We start from the raw sequence: 17,572 nt of genomic DNA on the forward strand, positions 1-17,572 counted from the left end.
CCGAAACCTTAAAATTTTGAGATTATGAGCGATGACACTACAAATAAACAGGCAGAGCCAGAACAATTATCGGACATATTGTTGGTGCTGGATAAAGAAAAAATGAAAATCCAAGCCGTAAAAAGTATCGATAAAAATGGAAAAATGGAAACCGTTGACCCTACAAAAAAGAACCAAAATGAATTTATGCGGGTGGACAAACAAGGCGATTTCATTTCTAATTTCTTCTCTAATTTTTACAGACAGTTGAAAGACCCTACCAAATTTACATTTTTCAAAGTACCAGCCGATAAAGCCTTAGAGAAAGCAAAAGAATTTCAAAAGCAGGTAGACAAACCTACACCAGAAGGCGAAAAACAAATGAAAAAAGACGAAGTGAAAGTTGAGCCTGAGCATAAACAAGAAAATCAAAAAAATATGGAAACAACCGAAAAAGCACCGGAAAATAATGAGTACCGCTATAAACCGGAACAGATTGATTGGGAAACAATGAACAATCTGGGATTAGGCAAAGAACGCCTTGAAAAAATGAATTTACTTGACCCATTATTGAAAGGTTTTAAAACCAATGAGCTTGTACCTGTAAGTCTCAATCTCGGTAGTGCCGTTACCCGGATGGATGCCCGTCTTTCCTTGCAACATAATGATGAAGGTCAGGTAGTGGTCGCTATTCATGGTATCCGTAAAGAACCGAACTTAAGTTTTGAATTTTTTGGACACAAATTTACAGATGAAGACAAGAAAAACCTGCTTGAAATCGGAAATATGGGGCGTGTGGTTGATCTTAAAAATTCTAAGACAGGCGAAATGATGCCATCCATTATTAGTGTGGACAGGTTGACCAACGAATTGATTGCACTGAAAACAGAGTACATAAAAATCCCTGATGAAATAAAAGGTGTAAAACTCAATGATGAGCAAAAACAAACTTTAATGGAAGGTAAACCGCTTCATTTAGAGGGAATGATTTCTAAAAAGGGAACTGAGTTTGAAGCCACGGTACAATTCAATGCGGACAAACGTTATGTAGAATTCCTTTTTGACAGAGGCAATTTCAATCAGCAAGCACAAAGCAATGGGCAGAATAATCAGCAAAACAATTCACAGGAAGTTCCGAGAACTTTCAGAGGTAAGGAATTGGATAATGAACAATACGATAAGTTCAAAGCCGGTCAGACTGTTTATATCAGTGGTCTGACAGACAAGCAAGGTAAACCATATCAAGGTTACATCACGTTGAATAAGGAAACCAACAAAACCGATTTTTCTTTCCAAAATCCCGATAAGTTTAAAGAACAGTCGAAACCAGCCGATGCTCATAAAACACAAACTGCGGTTAATTCTGATGGAAAAACCAACGAAGCTACCAAGAACATCAAAGAGCCTTTACAGACTAAACAACAAACGCCAAAGGATAAAAAACAACAAGAGCAGCAGGAAAAACCGGAAGCAGCTGCTAAATCCAAAGGCCGTAAAATGTAACACAATATGAAAACAATAATTGCAGAAAAACCAAGCGTAGCACGGGAAATAGCTAGCCTTTTGGGGGCATCCGAGAAAAAGGATGGTTACCTGACAGGCAACGGCTATTGTGTTACGTGGGCATTCGGTCATTTAATAGGATTGGGAATGCCCGAAGATTACGGGATTACGGGATTTGATAAAGCATCATTACCGATACTTCCAAACCCTTTTATATTGACTGTTCGCAAGGTAAAAAAGGATAAAACTTATATACCTGACAGCGGAGCATTGAAACAATTAAAAATTATTAAAGAGCTATTTAATCAAAGCGATAGCATAATCGTGGCAACCGATGCAGGCCGTGAGGGCGAACTCATTTTCAGGTATATTTATGAATACCTCAAATGCAACAAGCCCTTTGAACGGCTTTGGATCAGTTCGCTTACCGAAAAAGCCATCAAACAGGGTTTTGACAACCTGAAAGATGGAGCAGCATTTGACGGATTATATCAGGCAGCACAAGGCAGAAGCCGTGCCGATTGGCTGGTGGGCATCAATGCCACACAGGCACTTTCTATCGCTGCCGGGAATGGGGTTTATTCACTCGGAAGGGTGCAGACACCAACACTGGCCTTAATCTGCAAACGCTATCTGGAAAACAAAAACTTCCTGGTAAAGCAATATTGGCAAATACAGTTATCGCACAGCAAAGAGTTTATCGATTTTAAAAGCATTTCCAAAACCAGATGGGAAGACAAAAAGCTTGCCGATGATACGCTGAAAGCCATCCAGCGAAGCGAAACGGCGACCGTTACATCGGTAGAAACCAAAAGCGTTACAGAGCAACCGCCCTTACTTTTTGACCTTACCGGTCTGCAAAAAGAAGCCAACAAAAGGCTCAACCTTTCTGCCGAAGAGACCCTGAACATTGCCCAAAGCCTATACGAAAAGAAGTTCATCACTTACCCACGTACCGGAAGCAAGTATATTCCTGAAGATATGTGGGCAGAAATCCCCAACCTTGTCAGGGCTTTGCAGGATAGGGAAAGCTGCAAACAAGCAATAACCAAGATAAAATGGGGACGCTTCAATAAACGTATTGTGAACGATTTGCGTGTTACCGATCATCACGGCTTATTAGTTACCGATAAAGTACCATCTGCCCTGAGTGCAAAGGAAAATGCGGTGTATGATATGATTGCGTTTCGGTTACTCGAAGCGATTTCACAAGCCTGTATCAAGGAGCTGACTGATGTTGCTTTACAGGCATTGCATTACGATTTTACCACAAAGGGCTGTAAGATTATGGAAGCTGGCTGGCGTTCCATCAAGGGCAGTTTCTCTGATGATGATACGGAACCCGTACAGGATCTGCCCGAACTGAAAAAGGGCGATGAACTTAAAATCAAGGAAGCCACCGTTCTCGAAAAGCAAACCAAACCTCCTGTACTCTATACCGAAGCAGGGCTTCTGTCGGCGATGGAAACAGCCGCAAAGGAAATTGAAAATGAAGAAGAACGGAAAACCCTGAGAAATATCGGTATTGGTACACCTGCAACAAGAGCATCAATTATTGAAACGCTGTTCACCCGCAATTATATCCAAAGGGAAAAGAAAGCCTTAATCCCGACCGAAAAAGGATTGCAGGTATATGAATTGGTAAAAGACCAAAAAATTGCAGATGTGGCAATGACTGCCGAATGGGAACTGGCATTGCAGAAAATCGAAAACAATGAAGCGGATGCTGGTGCATTTCAAAAGGAAATGGAAAATTATGCTTCATCTATCACCAATGAACTGCTGCAAACTTCCATTGCCAACGAGAACCTGCCAAAGCTTGTTTGCCCTAAATGTAAAAGCCAACAGCTTATTATCCGCGATAAAATAGTGAAGTGTTCCGATGAAGTTTGTAACTGGGTTCAGTTCCGCAATGTATGTGGCGTACAAATCGGCATGGCTGATATCGAAAGCCTTGTCATTAAAAGGAAAACTTCACTTATCAAAGGAATGAAAAGCAAGGCGGGAAAGAAATTCGATGCCTATATCGTGCTGAATGACGATTACAGAACTTCTTTTGAATTTGATAAAACCAAAAACTATAAAAAGTGATGGATAATAAACCCCTTATTTCTCCCGAAGAACTCAAAAACCTGATTTATACGATACGTGGCAAGCAAGTAATGGTGGATAGCGACCTCGCTTCCTTATACCAGGTGGAAACAAAGAACCTCAACAAAGCCGTAAAAAGAAATATTGAAAGGTTTCCTGTTTCTTTCTGTTTCCAATTGACCGAAGAGGAAGTTGAAAACTTGAGGTTCCAAATTGGAACCTCAAGTTTAAAATATGGCGGAAGACGTTATTTACCCTATGTTTTTACTGAACAAGGAATAGCAATGGCTTCTGCAATACTTCGCTCAGATATTGCAATCAAAGTCAGTGTTGAGATTATGGAAGCCTTTGTAGAAATGCGCAGAATGCTGATCAGCAATGCTTCTTTGTTTCATCGGCTAGACAAAATTGAAATTAAGCAGCTAGAAGCAGAACAAAAATTTGAAGAGATCTTTAAGGCCTTGGAAAGCGATAAGCTTCACAGTGAAAAAGGTCTTTTTTATAATGGGCAGATTTTCGATGCCTATACTTTTGTGTCAGATATTATCCGGAGTGCCAAAAGCTCCATTATCCTGCTGGATAATTATGTGGATGATACAGTCTTGACCTTATTGGGAAAACGGAATAATAATGTATCCGCAACCATCTACACCAAAAGTATCAGCAATCAGCTGAGGCTGGATTTGCAGCGGTACAACAGCCAGTATTCGACAATTGATATTGAGATCTTTTCCGATGCACACGACCGATTTTTGATTATTGACGATACGGAGCTTTACCATATCGGAGCTTCACTCAAAGACTTAGGCAAAAAATGGTTTGCCTTTTCGAGAATGGATATTGAGGTTGTGAGAATGCTGTATTTCTTGAAATAACAGGCAAGCCTGTAATTCTATATGATTTTTATTTTATTTTGGTTTTTAGAAATTCGATGATAAAAGTTTCAAATTCAGCCATATTTATCCCTTTACTAATATAAGTTTGTGGAATTAATGTTCTAAAATCACCATCGAGATGTATGGTATCTGGCTCACTAGATTTATTTAGTACATCAATTAAATGAACAACGTTACTTCCAATGTCATTATTAAATTTTATAAGATCTTTAATTTCATTGATATTCTCTACCTTATATTTATTCTCTTCATTGTAATTAGTCATGTCAACACAGCATAGCGAATAGTTTTCCTTTTGCTCAAAGGCTCTAAGCGTTTGGTTTTTTGACATCCTTACGGAGTTATTAGCATCCCACCGTGATTTGACTTCAATATAATATACTGGTACAGTATTAAGTAAAATAACAATATCCTGTCCATCCTGAACATTTTTGATTTCAGCCCTAATAGCATCAGGAATTAAACTTGTTATAGCATTTCTCAAAACATTTTCTATATGCGTTCCAATTGTATATTTGTATTGAAAGTTTGCATTTTCTTGCTGTTTCTGCATAAATGCTTCTTTACCAAGTCTGATGATGTCATCAATATTAGGATTTTTACCAAGTTCAGCAAGTTTCTTAATCTTCGATGAATCAAGACTTAAAATTGAGAATGAATCTTCTCCATCCGCTAATTCAACAAGAATAGAAGATCGTTTACTGAACACAATTGGAAAATACTTTTCGTATTCATCTGTACTTTTGAACTTTTGGATTATATCTATAATATATTCCTTTAGCGGATGATTCTCTATAGTCGTGAATTGGGTAGTTTCAAAAAAAGCTGTTTCGATTTTCTCTGTGAGATTTCTAATGGTTTTCTTGTCTTGCCCTTTTAAGTATTTAGCAAATTCTTTATGGATTAGGTTTGCTCTAATAGGAAAATTTGGCTTTATTATTTCATCATAAATGTTTTTAATTTCTTCAGGAATATTGTCATCAACCTTTAGAAAGTTCTGAGCAGAAAGTTCATATAATTGATTCGGGAATACCGCCAAAGTGCTGAAAATTTCTTCATAGTCATAATATGAAGGCCCTATTTCTAAAATATCTTTTAAAAAGTGTAAGTTTTCAATGACCCACTCAGAATTTTCTTTACTTAAATCATTTAAAAACAAACGAATTAACCGACGTTGCGGTACTCTATTATCTAACTCGTCATCTTTTATGGTCGGAATTTCAATAGTAGAACTATCAAAGCTATAATAATCGCAAATCAGTTTAATTAATTTTGTTGGTACGCTGGCAGACTCTAATGATGAAGATATTTTTGAATAGCAGATTACTGCTCCTAAAAAATCAGACGATATTTCCGAAGTAAGTGTTTTGTCTTTAACCTTTTCAGCTATTGCTGCATTAATATCGGTTGTGTAATTTTTTCTAGTGTAAGGGTTTAACTCTAGTTCGAATTTAAATTCTGGATCAATATGCCGCTTTGGAATATCCGGCATAATAATATCAGCAATATCAACCAATTCTTTTGGTAAACTGACGTTATTGTTCAGACCCGAGAACAGTCTAAATTCTCCTTTGATATTAGGAAGAAGTTCAAATGAATTGAACAAATCCCCATGGCCATCTTTAATCAAATGTTGATATAATTTTTTCAATTCCTGTGTGTGAGGAATGCCCATAAGATTGCCAACCTCTTTTATTTTGATTGCAAGATCCCTATAGCTAATGTATTTAATTTCGTTAAGATTCCATTCTTGAATAATTGATGACCATTCTTTTGTTAAGTGCTTTAATGGTGTGTTATCCCAAAAGAAATCTACCAAAGTAAAAATTGACTCAAAAACATAATCATCGTGGAGTAGAATGGGGTCGATAAAAATTGAATTAGATACAAGAATATTTCCAGCTTTTGATTCAACTAATGGAAATGATTTAAAACGATCTATCCAAGAATACTTTAAATCCTTGAAATATCCATTTAGTAACGGTTTATCGCTATCTGTTCTAAAATTTATACGAGCTAACTTTATTGGATTTATTATTTCTTTTGCATTTGATTCGACGTATTCAAAAATTAGTCTGGAAGCAGTATCTATTAAGTTCTGGTTGGCTTCTTCTTCATTTTGATTGTCCTCATTATTTGATTTCAAATACAAACCATTACGTGGTTCATTAGGGAGGAAATGTCTTGAATGTAAAAGGTAATTAACACCAAAATCCTGAGTACCAACTAACGGATAGAATAAAAAAAGTTTAGGCAATTCGCTACTTAAATCCGTGGCAGTCAAACTTGTCGAAAATGGTAAGATGACAGTAATTTTATTATCATCTGATTTTAGATAGAAAACCTCGACACTATCCTTATTAATTAGAATCGACGCCTTATGAAGTTTGTCTTGTAAAAAAGTTCCATTTCGTTGGTAAACCGTTGTTTCTCCTGATAGATCTTTTACAGTGACTTTCCGCAGTCTTGGATTTAAAGTTATTACGTAAGGCAAAATTGTACGTAAAGAATTGACTGCCTTTATAGCGCAATCTTTATTATTCTTTGAAATTGTTTGAAATGAAAATACTGTATCCGGGTATGGTGGTGACAGTTTACTTTCATCATTCAATAGTCTGCTTACCTCTTTTTTCAAAAGTCTGATTCGTTGCCCTAGTTCTTTCCAATTATCTGTATTCCGATCAATGTAAAAATTATTTAAAATTACGTATCCATCGTCTTTTATTAAAGCCCCACTAATTTCAATTCTCTTTCCAAATGTATGAGAAGTAATGAACCCTGTACCATATTGACCAACTGGTTCATTGTCTTCAAATGTTATTTTCCTTTCTTCGAGCGTTTTGGAACTTACCTGCTTGAAAAGACAATCAAGGGTCATAGGCGTAAATGGTTGTCCGTTATGTTTGAAAACGAAATGATCTTCTGTTAGAGTAATGGTAATATCACAATCGTCACTGAGATCTATGGCATTTTGAAAAAGTTCCCAAATCGCACGATTAGCATCATTTTCTTCTAGTTTTTTTATTCCTTGAATGATCTTATCAGCATGCTGTTTCATGTCGTTTAACTCTGATAAATCCTCATAAGACAGAGTTATATCAAAGTTTTCTTGTTGTTCATCCATTATTAAGAGCCATTTATAAATAAGTTGATTTATTGAGACGTTAAATGTACAAATTAATCTGCTTGATATTAATTTGTTCCATGCCAAACCAAACCTCTCAAAGCCAAACCCTGCCACTAGAATGGCACCGTTTATTCTCTTGGATAATTTAGCTATCACTAGAAAATTATCTAACAATCAGAATAATGAAGGGTAGTAATAAGAGAAGAAAATACGATGTTATTTATGCCGATCCTCCTTGGCAATTTAAAGTTTGGAGCAATAAAGGTGCTGGGCGAAGTGCGGAAATTCATTATAACACCCAAAGCATTAATTTTTTAAAGGATATGAATATCCAAGCATTGTGCAATCCTAATTGTGTACTGTTGATGTGGGTTACCTTTCCCTGTTTGGAACAAGGTTTGGAACTTGGCAGGGCTTGGGGTTTTACCTATAAAACGGTAGCATTTACATGGGTAAAAAGTAACAGAAACAATGCAAACCCCTTTGTTGGCATGGGATATTACACAAGGTCAAATGCGGAAATAGTTTTGCTGTTTACAAAAGGAAAAACACTTGAAAGGAAGGCAAAAGATGTACCACAAGTCTTGGTATCGCCACGGGGACGGCATTCAGAAAAGCCAGACGAAATAAGGAAACGTATTGTTCGCCTATTTGGCGATGTACCAAGATTGGAACTCTTTGCAAGACAAAATTCTTCTGAAACAACTGAAAATATTTTTGATGGCTGGGATCTTTTTGGTAATGAAGTCGATAATTCTATTGAAATACCCTAAAGCACTTCCGTCAAACGCTACCTATCAAAGCCATACCCTGCCACTTCTCTAAAAGCTTTCATTTCGTGTTCTAATTTTAGATTTCAAGCGAAAATCTAAACAAAATTAAAGTATGGATACACCACAAAAAGACCTATCGTATTTCAGGTTACGACTTCAAGAATCATTAAACACGAGTTTTCCCGAAAAAGCACACGACCAAAAGTTTATAGACCAACGTTCAACGTGGGCTGCCAATGCTTATGAGGGTACCTTTCGTTCGGGGAATGCCATTGAACAGTGCAATGAAATAGCCGACTACATACTTTTCGAGGGTTTACATTTCTCCAAATTTGATACGGTTTTCCAAGTGGTCTGTAACGAATTCGACACGATAATGGCCGACGAGGAACTACGACCATTCGCCCTGAAAATGTTCAATATTTGTGAGCCTTTTTTCTCCAGCTATGAGCTAACTGATGACTTTGCATACGGTTATGAGTATGAGCTGCTCTACACCGAGATAACGGGAACCATCGCAATATGGATTGAGGAGAATGGGCTTCAGTAAAAAGGCACATCTCCAACAGAATATCGATGCCCTGCGAATTGCTTTCAAACTTGAAAAGGAGAACCGACAAGCCAACGTAGGCGAAAGACTGCTAATGACGCAATACAGCGGATTTGGCGGTCTTAAATTGGTATTGAACCCCATAGCGAATGAAATAGACATCAATAATTGGAGAAAAACCGAACATGACCTTTTCCCGATTACTCAAGAACTCCACCAACTACTAAAAGAAAATTCCCAAGACGAAAAGCAGTACCGCAGTTACGTGGACAGTATGCGGGGTTCGGTACTTACAGCATTTTACACACCGCCGCAGGTCATAGATGTTATTTCTGCAACCTTGCGTGAAAGCGGTCTTAACATTCAGAAATTCCTTGAGCCCTCCGCAGGTATTGGGTCATTTATACAATCCTTTGCAGAAAATCAAAAAGCAAATGTTACTGCCTATGAAAAAGATCTGCTCACAGGCAAAGTTTTAAAACAGCTTTATCCCGAAAGCACTATCCGTATCAGCGGTTTTGAGGAAATCCCCGAAAAGGAACAGAACAGCTATGATGTAGTTGCCAGCAATATCCCTTTTGGCGATACATCCGTTTTTGATCTTTCCTATTCCCGAAGCAAGGACACGGTAAAGGTACAGGCTGCCCAAAGCATTCATAATTATTTCTTTTTGAAAGGAACCGATATGCTCCGTGAGGGCGGCTTGCTGGCCTACATCACTTCGCAGGGCATTCTCAACAGTCCAAAGAACGAACCAGTACGAAGGGCATTAATGCAGGATAATAACCTGATTTCAGCTATCCGATTGCCTAATAACCTGTTTACCGAATATGCAGGTACAGAAGTCGGAAGCGACCTGATTATCCTTCAAAAGAACACGGCAAAGCAAGGCCTGAGCGAAACCGAAGAGCTGTTTTGCCAAAGCAACCGAACGGAATACGATACACCGAGCAATGCCTTATTTCAGAACAGCACCAGGATTGTGCATACCAATAGTAAATTAGATAGCGATCCTTATGGGAAACCTGCATTAATATATTCGCATAGTGAAGGTACCAGTGGAATTGCCAAAGACCTTAAACAAATGCTTTCGGAAGATTTTGGAAAGTATCTGAATTTAGCTTTGTACAAAGGCGAACGGAACGAGGAACCTGTAATACAAATCCCCACTACTCCAAAGGTAACACCTCCAATTGTCGAACCTGTACTCATTCCATATGAACGACCTCGTTTTACACCACCAACCAATTTACAGGAAAGCCCGCAGGAAATAAAACAACTGAGTATTTTCGACCTCTTTGAAAATGCCAACGAACCAGTACCTGTTATTGTGCCATCCAAAAAAGCTACAACAACAAAAAGGCAAAGCACCAACAAAAGCAGAAGTGCAATAGGTCGCCAAACCGACCTATTCAATATACCACAACAATTCTCTACGCCACCAGTTACCAATAAAATTGCAAACGGAAGCACATCAACCAATAGTAAAAAGCAAGAAGGTATCGGCGACCTATTTTCGGGTATCAGTAACAATGTCGAAACTAATCAAACAACCGTTCCTGGCACTATTCCCGAACCTGCTCCTTACAGTGGTAAACTGGAATCATTCCACCGAAACGAAGGTCTTGTTGTAGATAAGGATTGCGTAGGCCACCTGCATGATGTAAATATGGCAGATGGTACGGCTGTATTCCACCCTTTACCGTTGCCAACATTGCAGAAAGCAAAAGCTGAGGCCTACATTGCTGTACGTGATATTTACCAAGAGCTTTACTTCAAAGAAGCAGCCTTTCAAACCGAACACACAGAAGAAAGGAAAACCCTTAACCTCCTTTACGATGCGTTTGTCAAAAAGTACGGTAATCTCAACAGTGCGGAAAATATCAAACTCATCAAAACCGATAGTTCAGGAAAGGAAATTCCTTATCTGGAACGTGTGGTTGGCGGAGTTGTCCATAAAGCCGATATATTCAGCCGTCCTGTAAGCTTCTCTACCGTAACCATAGCAACAGATAATCCTGAAGAAGCATTATCCGCATCATTGAATAAATATGGAAGCGTTGATTTGGACTATATGTCCAAAATCAGCGGAATTCCTGCTGATACTTTGAAAGAAGCCTTGCAAGGCCGAATTTTCTATAATCCGATCCAAAAGGATTATGAAATAGCTGAAAAGTGGATTGCCGGAAATGTTGTTGAAAAAGCAGCGGATATAAAAATCTACCTGGATAATAATCCCAATGACAATGAAGCCAAAGCAAGCCTTTCTGCCCTGGAAGCAGCCAGACCTAGACGTATCGAATTTGAGGAATTGGACTTCAACCTTGGCGAGCGGTGGATACCCACAGGTATCTATGCCCGTTTCGCTTCACATCTTTTCGATACCGAAGTACGCATCCACTACTCGGAAAGCACTGATGATTTCAATATCAAATGCGACCAGAAGAATGTGCATATATGGGACAAGTATGCGGTAAAATCCCAAAGCCGTACCTATGATGGGATTGCCCTGCTTAAACACGCATTGGTCAATACAACACCCGATATCACAAAGAAGATTACAATTGATGACAAGGAAGTAAAGGTTCGTGATATGGAAGCCATACAGATGGCCAATACCAAGATTGACGAAATCCGTACCGCTTTTGGCGAATGGCTCCACGCCCAAAATGATGAATTTAAAAACAGGCTGACCGACCAATACAACGATACTTTTAACTGCTTCGTCCGACCGAATTACGACGGAAGGCATCAGGAATTTCCGGGACTGGATCGCAAAGCATTGGGTATTGAAGATTTGTATGCAAGCCAGAAAGATGCAGTCTGGATGATAAAACTTAATGGTGGTGCCATCTGCGACCACGAAGTTGGTGCAGGAAAAACACTCATTATGTGTACCGCCGCACAGGAAATGAAGCGTTTGGGTATGGTACACAAACCTATGATAATCGGGCTGAAAGCGAATGTTCACGAGATTGCCGAAACCTACCGCAAAGCCTATCCGCACGCTAAAATATTATATCCCGGCAAGGAAGACTTTACACCACAAAAAAGGCAAAGGATTTTTGGAGACATCAAGAACAACGATTGGGATTGTGTGATACTGACACACGACCAGTTCGGGATGATCCCCCAATCGCCAGAGATGCAGAAGGAAATTTTGCAAGCCGAACTGAATAGTGTGGAAGACAACCTTTCGGCCTTGGAAGAACAGGGCAAGGAAATTTCAAGGGGAATGCTCAAGGGTGTAATCGTCAGGAAACAGAACCTTGAAGTAAAGCTAAAAACACTGGAACACGACATCGAAAACAGAAAAGATGATATTGTGGACTTTAAAATGATGGGCATTGACCATTTGCTGGTGGATGAAAGCCACCGCTTTAAGAACCTGATGTTCAATACCCGTCACGACAGGGTTGCCGGGTTGGGCAATATGCAGGGCAGCCAAAAGGCGATGAACCTTTTATTTGCCATCCGAACCATACAGGAAAGAACCGGAAAGGATTTGGGTGCTACCTTTCTTTCCGGAACCACCATCAGCAATTCATTAACGGAACTGTATCTCCTGTTCAAATACCTTCGTCCACAGGCTTTAGAAAAACAGGGCATCAACTGTTTTGATGCCTGGTCGGCGATCTATACAAGGAAAACAACCGATTATGAGTTTTCTGTAGCGAATAATATCGTTCAAAAAGAACGTTTCCGCTATTTTATCAAAGTACCCGAACTGGCACAGTTCTATTCGGAAATAACGGATTATAGAACGGCAAAGGATATAGGAATTGACCGTCCGGAAAAAAACGAGGTATTGTATAACATTCCGCCAACGCCCGACCAGACAAAATTCATCCAGAACCTCATGGAGTTTGCCAAATCGGGAAACGCAACGTTGCTTGGACGAGCACCATTGTCACCAAGTGAAGAGAAAGCCAAAATGCTAATTGCAACAGATTATGCTCGCAAAATGTCGCTGGATATGCGGATGATCAGCGGCAAATACGATGACCATCCTGATAACAAGGCTTCGCATTGTGCTGCAAAATTAGCCGAATATTATAACCGCTTTAATGCCCAAAAAGGGACACAATTTGTCTTTTCAGATTTGGGCACCTACAAGCCTGCCCAGTGGAATGTGTACTCGGAAATCAAACGCAAGCTGGCAGAAGACCATGGAATTCCTGCCAATGAAGTCCGTTTTATACAGGAAGCCAAGAACGACAAGCAACGCAAGGAGCTTATTGATGGTATGAACGAAGGGAAAATCCGTGTATTGTTCGGTTCTACCGATATGCTGGGAACAGGTGTGAATGCACAGAAAAGAGCCGTGGCCGTTCACCACCTGGATACGCCTTGGCGACCAAGCGACCTTGCCCAACGAGATGGAAGAGCGATTAGAAAAGGCAACGAGATTGCCAAGTTCTTTGCCGATAATAAAGTAGATGTAATTATCTATGCCGTGGAGAAATCGCTGGATAGCTATAAGTTCAACCTGTTGTACAACAAACAGCTTTTTATAGACCAATTAAAAACCAACAATCTCGGAAAACGTACCATTGACGAGGGAAGTATGGACGAAAAGTCGGGAATGAACTTTTCGGAATATGTGGCGATACTTTCGGGCAATACCGACTTGCTGTACAAAGCCAAGATCGAAAAGCAGATTGCCGGATTGGAAAGCGAGAAACAGGGTTTCAACCGGTCCAAGTACGCGTCCAAATATAAATTGGAAGATACTTCGGTAATGCTTGAAAGTGCCCAATCCCGTTTGGAACGCATGAGCCTGGATTGGAATAATTTTCAGCAACGCATACAAAAACGTTTGGATGGCACGACGGCAAACCCAGTTCAGTTGAATGGTTTGCCAACTGATGCAGATGTAAAGCAGATCGGCTCAAAGCTCAACCACTTTGCAGACCAAGCCCGCACCGGAGGCCAGTATGAAGAAATTGGCAGCCTCTATGGCTTTACGCTGTTGGTTAAAACAGAAGTGTCTCAAAAAGAAGGGGCAGATCTAAAAGTAAACCGGTTTTTGATACAGGGCGAGGGCAATATTAAATACAACTATAATAATGGCATAATAGCTAAAGATCCCGAAACGGCAGCCATGAATTTTTTAAAAGCACTGGAAAAACTGCCGGGCTACATTGAGCAGGAGCAAAAGAAAATCGGCGAATTTCAAAAAGACCTGCCTGTACTTCAAGGAATAGTAAGCGGTACATGGACCAAGGAAAGCGAGTTAAGTGAACTCAAAAATGAACTGGCCGCCGTGGAGAGAAAGATACAGTTGTCTATTACGCCAGAAAATAAGGAGACTAAGGATTTGACCAAAAACCAGAAAAAAAATCAGAATATTGTACAAACAAAAAACATTTATAATTTGGGTAGAATATAGCGATATTATCCTAAATTTTGTCCTCTTCATCCATCTTCTTAATCAAAGAATCACGCAAACTATCGAGAAATTTAGTTCGGTTTATTTTACGACTTTTAATTTCCATATATGTGTGATAAAAATCTCCAAGGTTGATGTCAAATGTACTTTCAAATGTCTTTGCAATAACTTTGATATCTATATTCCCATTATCGAATACCGCTAGCGAATACAGAGAATAGATTAATTCAATTAATGCAGTTTTGCTTCCAGTCCACTTCAGAGGAGATTTATCAGTTGGCTTTTTATACTTATTATTATTAAGTTGGTCTTCTAGATAGACTTGTATCAAGTCATTTGCAATAATCTTTGCTGCTTTATAATCGTGAGAAGTTGAAAATCTATGGTCTGTTTCAAAATACACTGTATCCAAGCTTAATTTAATATCATGTTTCCCCCTAACAAATAGTTTCTCGTCAATAAATGAATTGTTGGTTCTGTAATATTTATAGAATTCAAGGTTACTGTCAAAATATTTTTTGAGCTTCCTTAATTCGGCATTTAAGTATTTCCTAACAGCTTTTTTATCATTGGGTTTCTTTGTTTCGATTTTATAAATTGCATTATAATAAATAAGCTTTGAGACAATGACAGGCTTTTGATGTTTGAAAAAACTGATCTCTTCCTCAATATTTTTAAATTTATTATTTAAAACATACTCTTTCAACTCTGCAAGGCATTGTAATATTATAGGTATAACTGCTTCAATTCTAAGTATCGGACAATCTGTTTCAACCTCCAATTCGTTGATTGTAGTTTCGAGTTCAAAAAGCTTTTTATTGTAAAATTTATCCATAGAAATACTCTTAATCTCAAAATTTTATGGTACGAGAAAGGACTAGATAATATCCATTAAAAAAAGGCCTTGCTTTTCTGAAACTAATTTGTTGCTCAGTAAATATTTTAAAAATATTATTTCAAAACTATAATACCTTTTTGATTTATTAGCAATCAATTGTCTAAGATGACAAAGGCCTTCAGTTCGCACATTTTTCCATCACGGAATTTCCAAACGTCACATGCAGAATAGTTCGACATTTCACCTTTCGCATCTTTGAGACTTATCTCGCCCATTGAAACTACATATTCACCCCTTTCTATCATTAGTTCCATATTAAATATTGGGGGCTCTTTATATGTTTCAGCCATATAGCGTCGAACTGCTTCTTTGCCTTCAAGTATTTGATCTCCTACGAAGATCCATTTTGTATCCTCAGTGCAGTAGGATAAAAACCCTTCGTTATCACCTTCTCTAATTGCTGTATTTGCCTTTTCCAAAATGTCTTTATTTGTCTTCATGTTTTTTTAATTCTTAATTAGCACTTATGAATGACTATTTAATGTTAATTCATAGATCTGGTAAAATTTTGTGAGTCATGAGATTTCTCAATATAAATTAAGAAATCAAAAAAAAGGGACTATTCCACACTTAAAAAAGTGACCGACTTGACAGCAAACTGCATTTGCTCAAATCCATTAATATTGTTTTGAATTTTGAAAAAGCACGGAAAAAACATCTGCAGACATTGACTTGTATTAGCTATTTCAATAAAATCCAAAACATTCAGAAAAAAGCAAGTATGACTTCTTTACACAATAGGAGTCATACTTGCTTTATCATAAAATGGATAGTTAAAATTTAAGTTGACAATCTACTTATTGTATTTGATAAAAGTTGCCTTAACTGTCTTTTCTTTCAAATCTACAGAGGTACCGCTTGATGAAACCGTAGTTTTGTTCTTTTTCTTATCGTTTGCAGTAGCATAATTTGAATTCGACGACCCATATACTTCTTCATCTATCGAAAAAACTACACCATCAGCACCTTTCTTTTTTGCTAATTCAATAATTTTTTCTTGACATTTTTCTAAAGAACGAAAACCCTTTGCTAGTTCTGTCTTCCCCATAACAATATGAGGTTTTTCCACATCACTACTGTCATAATATTCATCTACTTTTTGAGTAGCTGGATAGCTTTTTCCAAAATATTTTTGTGCTTGTGCAGTATTAAAAATAAAAATACTGAATACTAGAATTAAAAATGTTTGTTTCATATCTTAATATAATTTCTGCAAAAGTAAGCAGGCTTACATTTTATTTTCACATTTTTAGAGTGAAGTGACATTATTAAGGATTGAAAGGATCATTTTATACAATGAAATTGCAGGGCGTAGTAATTATAATATTAACACTTAAAGTAATGATAGTCTTAATTTGCTCACTATTTTGCATATAACTGCTATTTTATCATAACATAGTTAGTAGATTAATATTTTTTTCAAATGATAAGATATGTAATAAGTAGAACCTCGTTCACAGAAAAAAAATCAAGTCAATACACGTAATAAACTTAAAATTATCATGATATAAAATAAAAAGCTTGATGTATTCTTTTGTTTGTATAAATTATAATCGTTAGTTAAAAAGAAATTTGCTTTAATATTTTACTACAATTCTTATTATGAAAAAATCATTAAAAATTTAATTTTAGACAAGTTACAACAATCAAAACAACTACAAATACATATCAATAAAAGCTTTCAAAGCTCTCGACGGTGATTCATTATTTCTGTAAATCAGTACTGTATTCATAGTTCCTACTTCCTTGTTCAAACCATAGGTAGAAATTTTTCTTCCCGAGTAATAATTTGAAACAACTTCTTCTGGCAAAATGCTAATGCCAATTCCTGATTCTACAAAATTTACGATACCTTCTATGGAGTTCAAGACTGTGCTTTTATAATGAATAATTCCTTTGGAGCTGAGCCAGGATTCTATTCTAGTTCTGAAAATACACCCTTCACCAAAGACAACAATATTTATAGGTTGATTTGCCAACATTTCTTCCAGTTTTGGACTATTAGAAGAAGTTAAAATAACAAGCTGTTCCTCTTTAACTTTGATTTGCGAAATAGCTTTACTATTAATTGGTGCAGATATAAATGCCGCATCAAGGTTATAGTTCATTACTTCACTAATAAGACTGTTTCTCATTTCTGATCTGAATTCCAAATCCACATCAGGATACCGATCTTGAAAATAGTTTAAAATATCTGGAGCTTTTAATGCCATTGTTGTCTCAATGCAACCAACTTTGCAAATTCTGGCAAAAGTGAGCATACCATTCCGGTAAAAGAGATCAGTTGATTCCGGTTTAAAGTGACCACCCTATTCTTGTAAAAGAGATCAGTTGATTCCGGTTCAAAGTGACCACCTCAAAAA

General features: G+C 37.7%; 11 protein-coding genes. 6 read left to right on the plus strand and 5 right to left on the minus strand.

Features of this window, described 5'->3' with window-relative positions; genetic code table 11:
* Positions 1-24 precede the first annotated feature (24 nt).
* From KHA90_RS19150 to KHA90_RS19160, 3 genes are read left to right on the plus strand one after another with little or no spacing between them, the layout of a single operon-like run.
* Positions 25-1,482, plus strand: a complete 1,458-nt coding sequence (locus tag KHA90_RS19150; RefSeq protein ID WP_213304895.1) for a DUF3945 domain-containing protein — start codon at positions 25-27, stop codon at positions 1,480-1,482.
* Between the two features lie 6 nt (positions 1,483-1,488).
* On the plus strand, positions 1,489-3,573 hold the full coding sequence (locus tag KHA90_RS19155) for a type IA DNA topoisomerase (protein WP_213304898.1): 2,085 nt from the start codon (positions 1,489-1,491) through the stop codon (positions 3,571-3,573).
* On the plus strand, positions 3,573-4,448 hold the full coding sequence (locus tag KHA90_RS19160) for an ORF6N domain-containing protein (RefSeq protein WP_213304901.1): 876 nt from the start codon (positions 3,573-3,575) through the stop codon (positions 4,446-4,448). The genes KHA90_RS19155 and KHA90_RS19160 overlap by 1 nt, the downstream gene beginning before the upstream one ends.
* A 28-nt stretch (positions 4,449-4,476) precedes the next feature.
* Here KHA90_RS19160 and KHA90_RS25735 read toward each other — a convergent pair whose 3' ends face one another.
* The gene (locus KHA90_RS25735; protein ID WP_213304904.1) at positions 4,477-7,752 is read right to left on the minus strand and encodes a protein NO VEIN domain-containing protein; all 3,276 of its coding nucleotides are present in this window, start codon (positions 7,750-7,752) and stop codon (positions 4,477-4,479) included.
* A gap of 26 nt (positions 7,753-7,778) precedes the next feature.
* On the opposite strand from KHA90_RS25735, the gene KHA90_RS19170 reads away from it, so the two are divergent.
* From KHA90_RS19170 to KHA90_RS19180, 3 genes are all read left to right on the plus strand, one after another.
* A complete protein-coding gene (locus KHA90_RS19170) occupies positions 7,779-8,369 on the plus strand; it encodes an MT-A70 family methyltransferase (protein WP_213304907.1) in 591 nt (196 codons plus the stop codon).
* Positions 8,370-8,481: 112 nt separating this feature from the next.
* Entirely contained in the window at positions 8,482-8,919 is a 438-nt protein-coding gene (locus KHA90_RS19175; protein WP_213304910.1) for a DUF1896 domain-containing protein, read from the plus strand.
* Entirely contained in the window at positions 8,906-14,311 is a 5,406-nt protein-coding gene (locus KHA90_RS19180; protein ID WP_213304924.1) for an N-6 DNA methylase, read from the plus strand. The genes KHA90_RS19175 and KHA90_RS19180 overlap by 14 nt, the downstream gene beginning before the upstream one ends.
* 10 nt (positions 14,312-14,321) lie before the next feature.
* Here KHA90_RS19180 and KHA90_RS19185 read toward each other — a convergent pair whose 3' ends face one another.
* From KHA90_RS19185 to KHA90_RS19200, 4 genes are all read right to left on the minus strand, one after another.
* Positions 14,322-15,146: an RteC domain-containing protein gene (locus KHA90_RS19185; RefSeq protein ID WP_213304927.1), complete on the minus strand. Its 825-nt coding sequence runs from the start codon at positions 15,144-15,146 to the stop codon at positions 14,322-14,324.
* 155 nt (positions 15,147-15,301) lie between these two features.
* Positions 15,302-15,649 (minus strand): nuclear transport factor 2 family protein, encoded by a 348-nt coding sequence (locus KHA90_RS19190; protein WP_213304930.1) that lies wholly within the window; start codon positions 15,647-15,649, stop codon positions 15,302-15,304.
* A gap of 353 nt (positions 15,650-16,002) precedes the next feature.
* Complete coding sequence (locus KHA90_RS19195; protein ID WP_213304933.1) at positions 16,003-16,404, minus strand: hypothetical protein; 402 nt, start codon at positions 16,402-16,404, stop codon at positions 16,003-16,005.
* A gap of 460 nt (positions 16,405-16,864) precedes the next feature.
* Complete coding sequence (locus tag KHA90_RS19200) at positions 16,865-17,470, minus strand: LysR substrate-binding domain-containing protein (RefSeq protein ID WP_262899369.1); 606 nt, start codon at positions 17,468-17,470, stop codon at positions 16,865-16,867.
* Between the last annotated feature and the right edge of the window lie 102 nt (positions 17,471-17,572).

The organism is Flavobacterium psychroterrae, assembly GCF_018380615.1.
In the GTDB taxonomy this organism is placed as follows: domain Bacteria; phylum Bacteroidota; class Bacteroidia; order Flavobacteriales; family Flavobacteriaceae; genus Flavobacterium; species Flavobacterium psychroterrae.

Coding starts and splice junctions, on each gene's coding strand:
- KHA90_RS19150 (WP_213304895.1), top strand. CDS start 25: ATGAGCGATGACACTACAAATAAACAGGCAGAGCCAGAACAATTATCG.
- KHA90_RS19155 (WP_213304898.1), top strand. CDS start 1,489: ATGAAAACAATAATTGCAGAAAAACCAAGCGTAGCACGGGAAATAGCT.
- KHA90_RS19160 (WP_213304901.1), top strand. CDS start 3,573: ATGGATAATAAACCCCTTATTTCTCCCGAAGAACTCAAAAACCTGATT.
- KHA90_RS19170 (WP_213304907.1), top strand. CDS start 7,779: ATGAAGGGTAGTAATAAGAGAAGAAAATACGATGTTATTTATGCCGAT.
- KHA90_RS19175 (WP_213304910.1), top strand. CDS start 8,482: ATGGATACACCACAAAAAGACCTATCGTATTTCAGGTTACGACTTCAA.
- KHA90_RS19180 (WP_213304924.1), top strand. CDS start 8,906: ATGGGCTTCAGTAAAAAGGCACATCTCCAACAGAATATCGATGCCCTG.
- KHA90_RS19185 (WP_213304927.1), bottom strand. CDS start 15,146: ATGGATAAATTTTACAATAAAAAGCTTTTTGAACTCGAAACTACAATC.
- KHA90_RS19190 (WP_213304930.1), bottom strand. CDS start 15,649: ATGAAGACAAATAAAGACATTTTGGAAAAGGCAAATACAGCAATTAGA.
- KHA90_RS19195 (WP_213304933.1), bottom strand. CDS start 16,404: ATGAAACAAACATTTTTAATTCTAGTATTCAGTATTTTTATTTTTAAT.
- KHA90_RS19200 (WP_262899369.1), bottom strand. CDS start 17,470: ATGCTCACTTTTGCCAGAATTTGCAAAGTTGGTTGCATTGAGACAACA.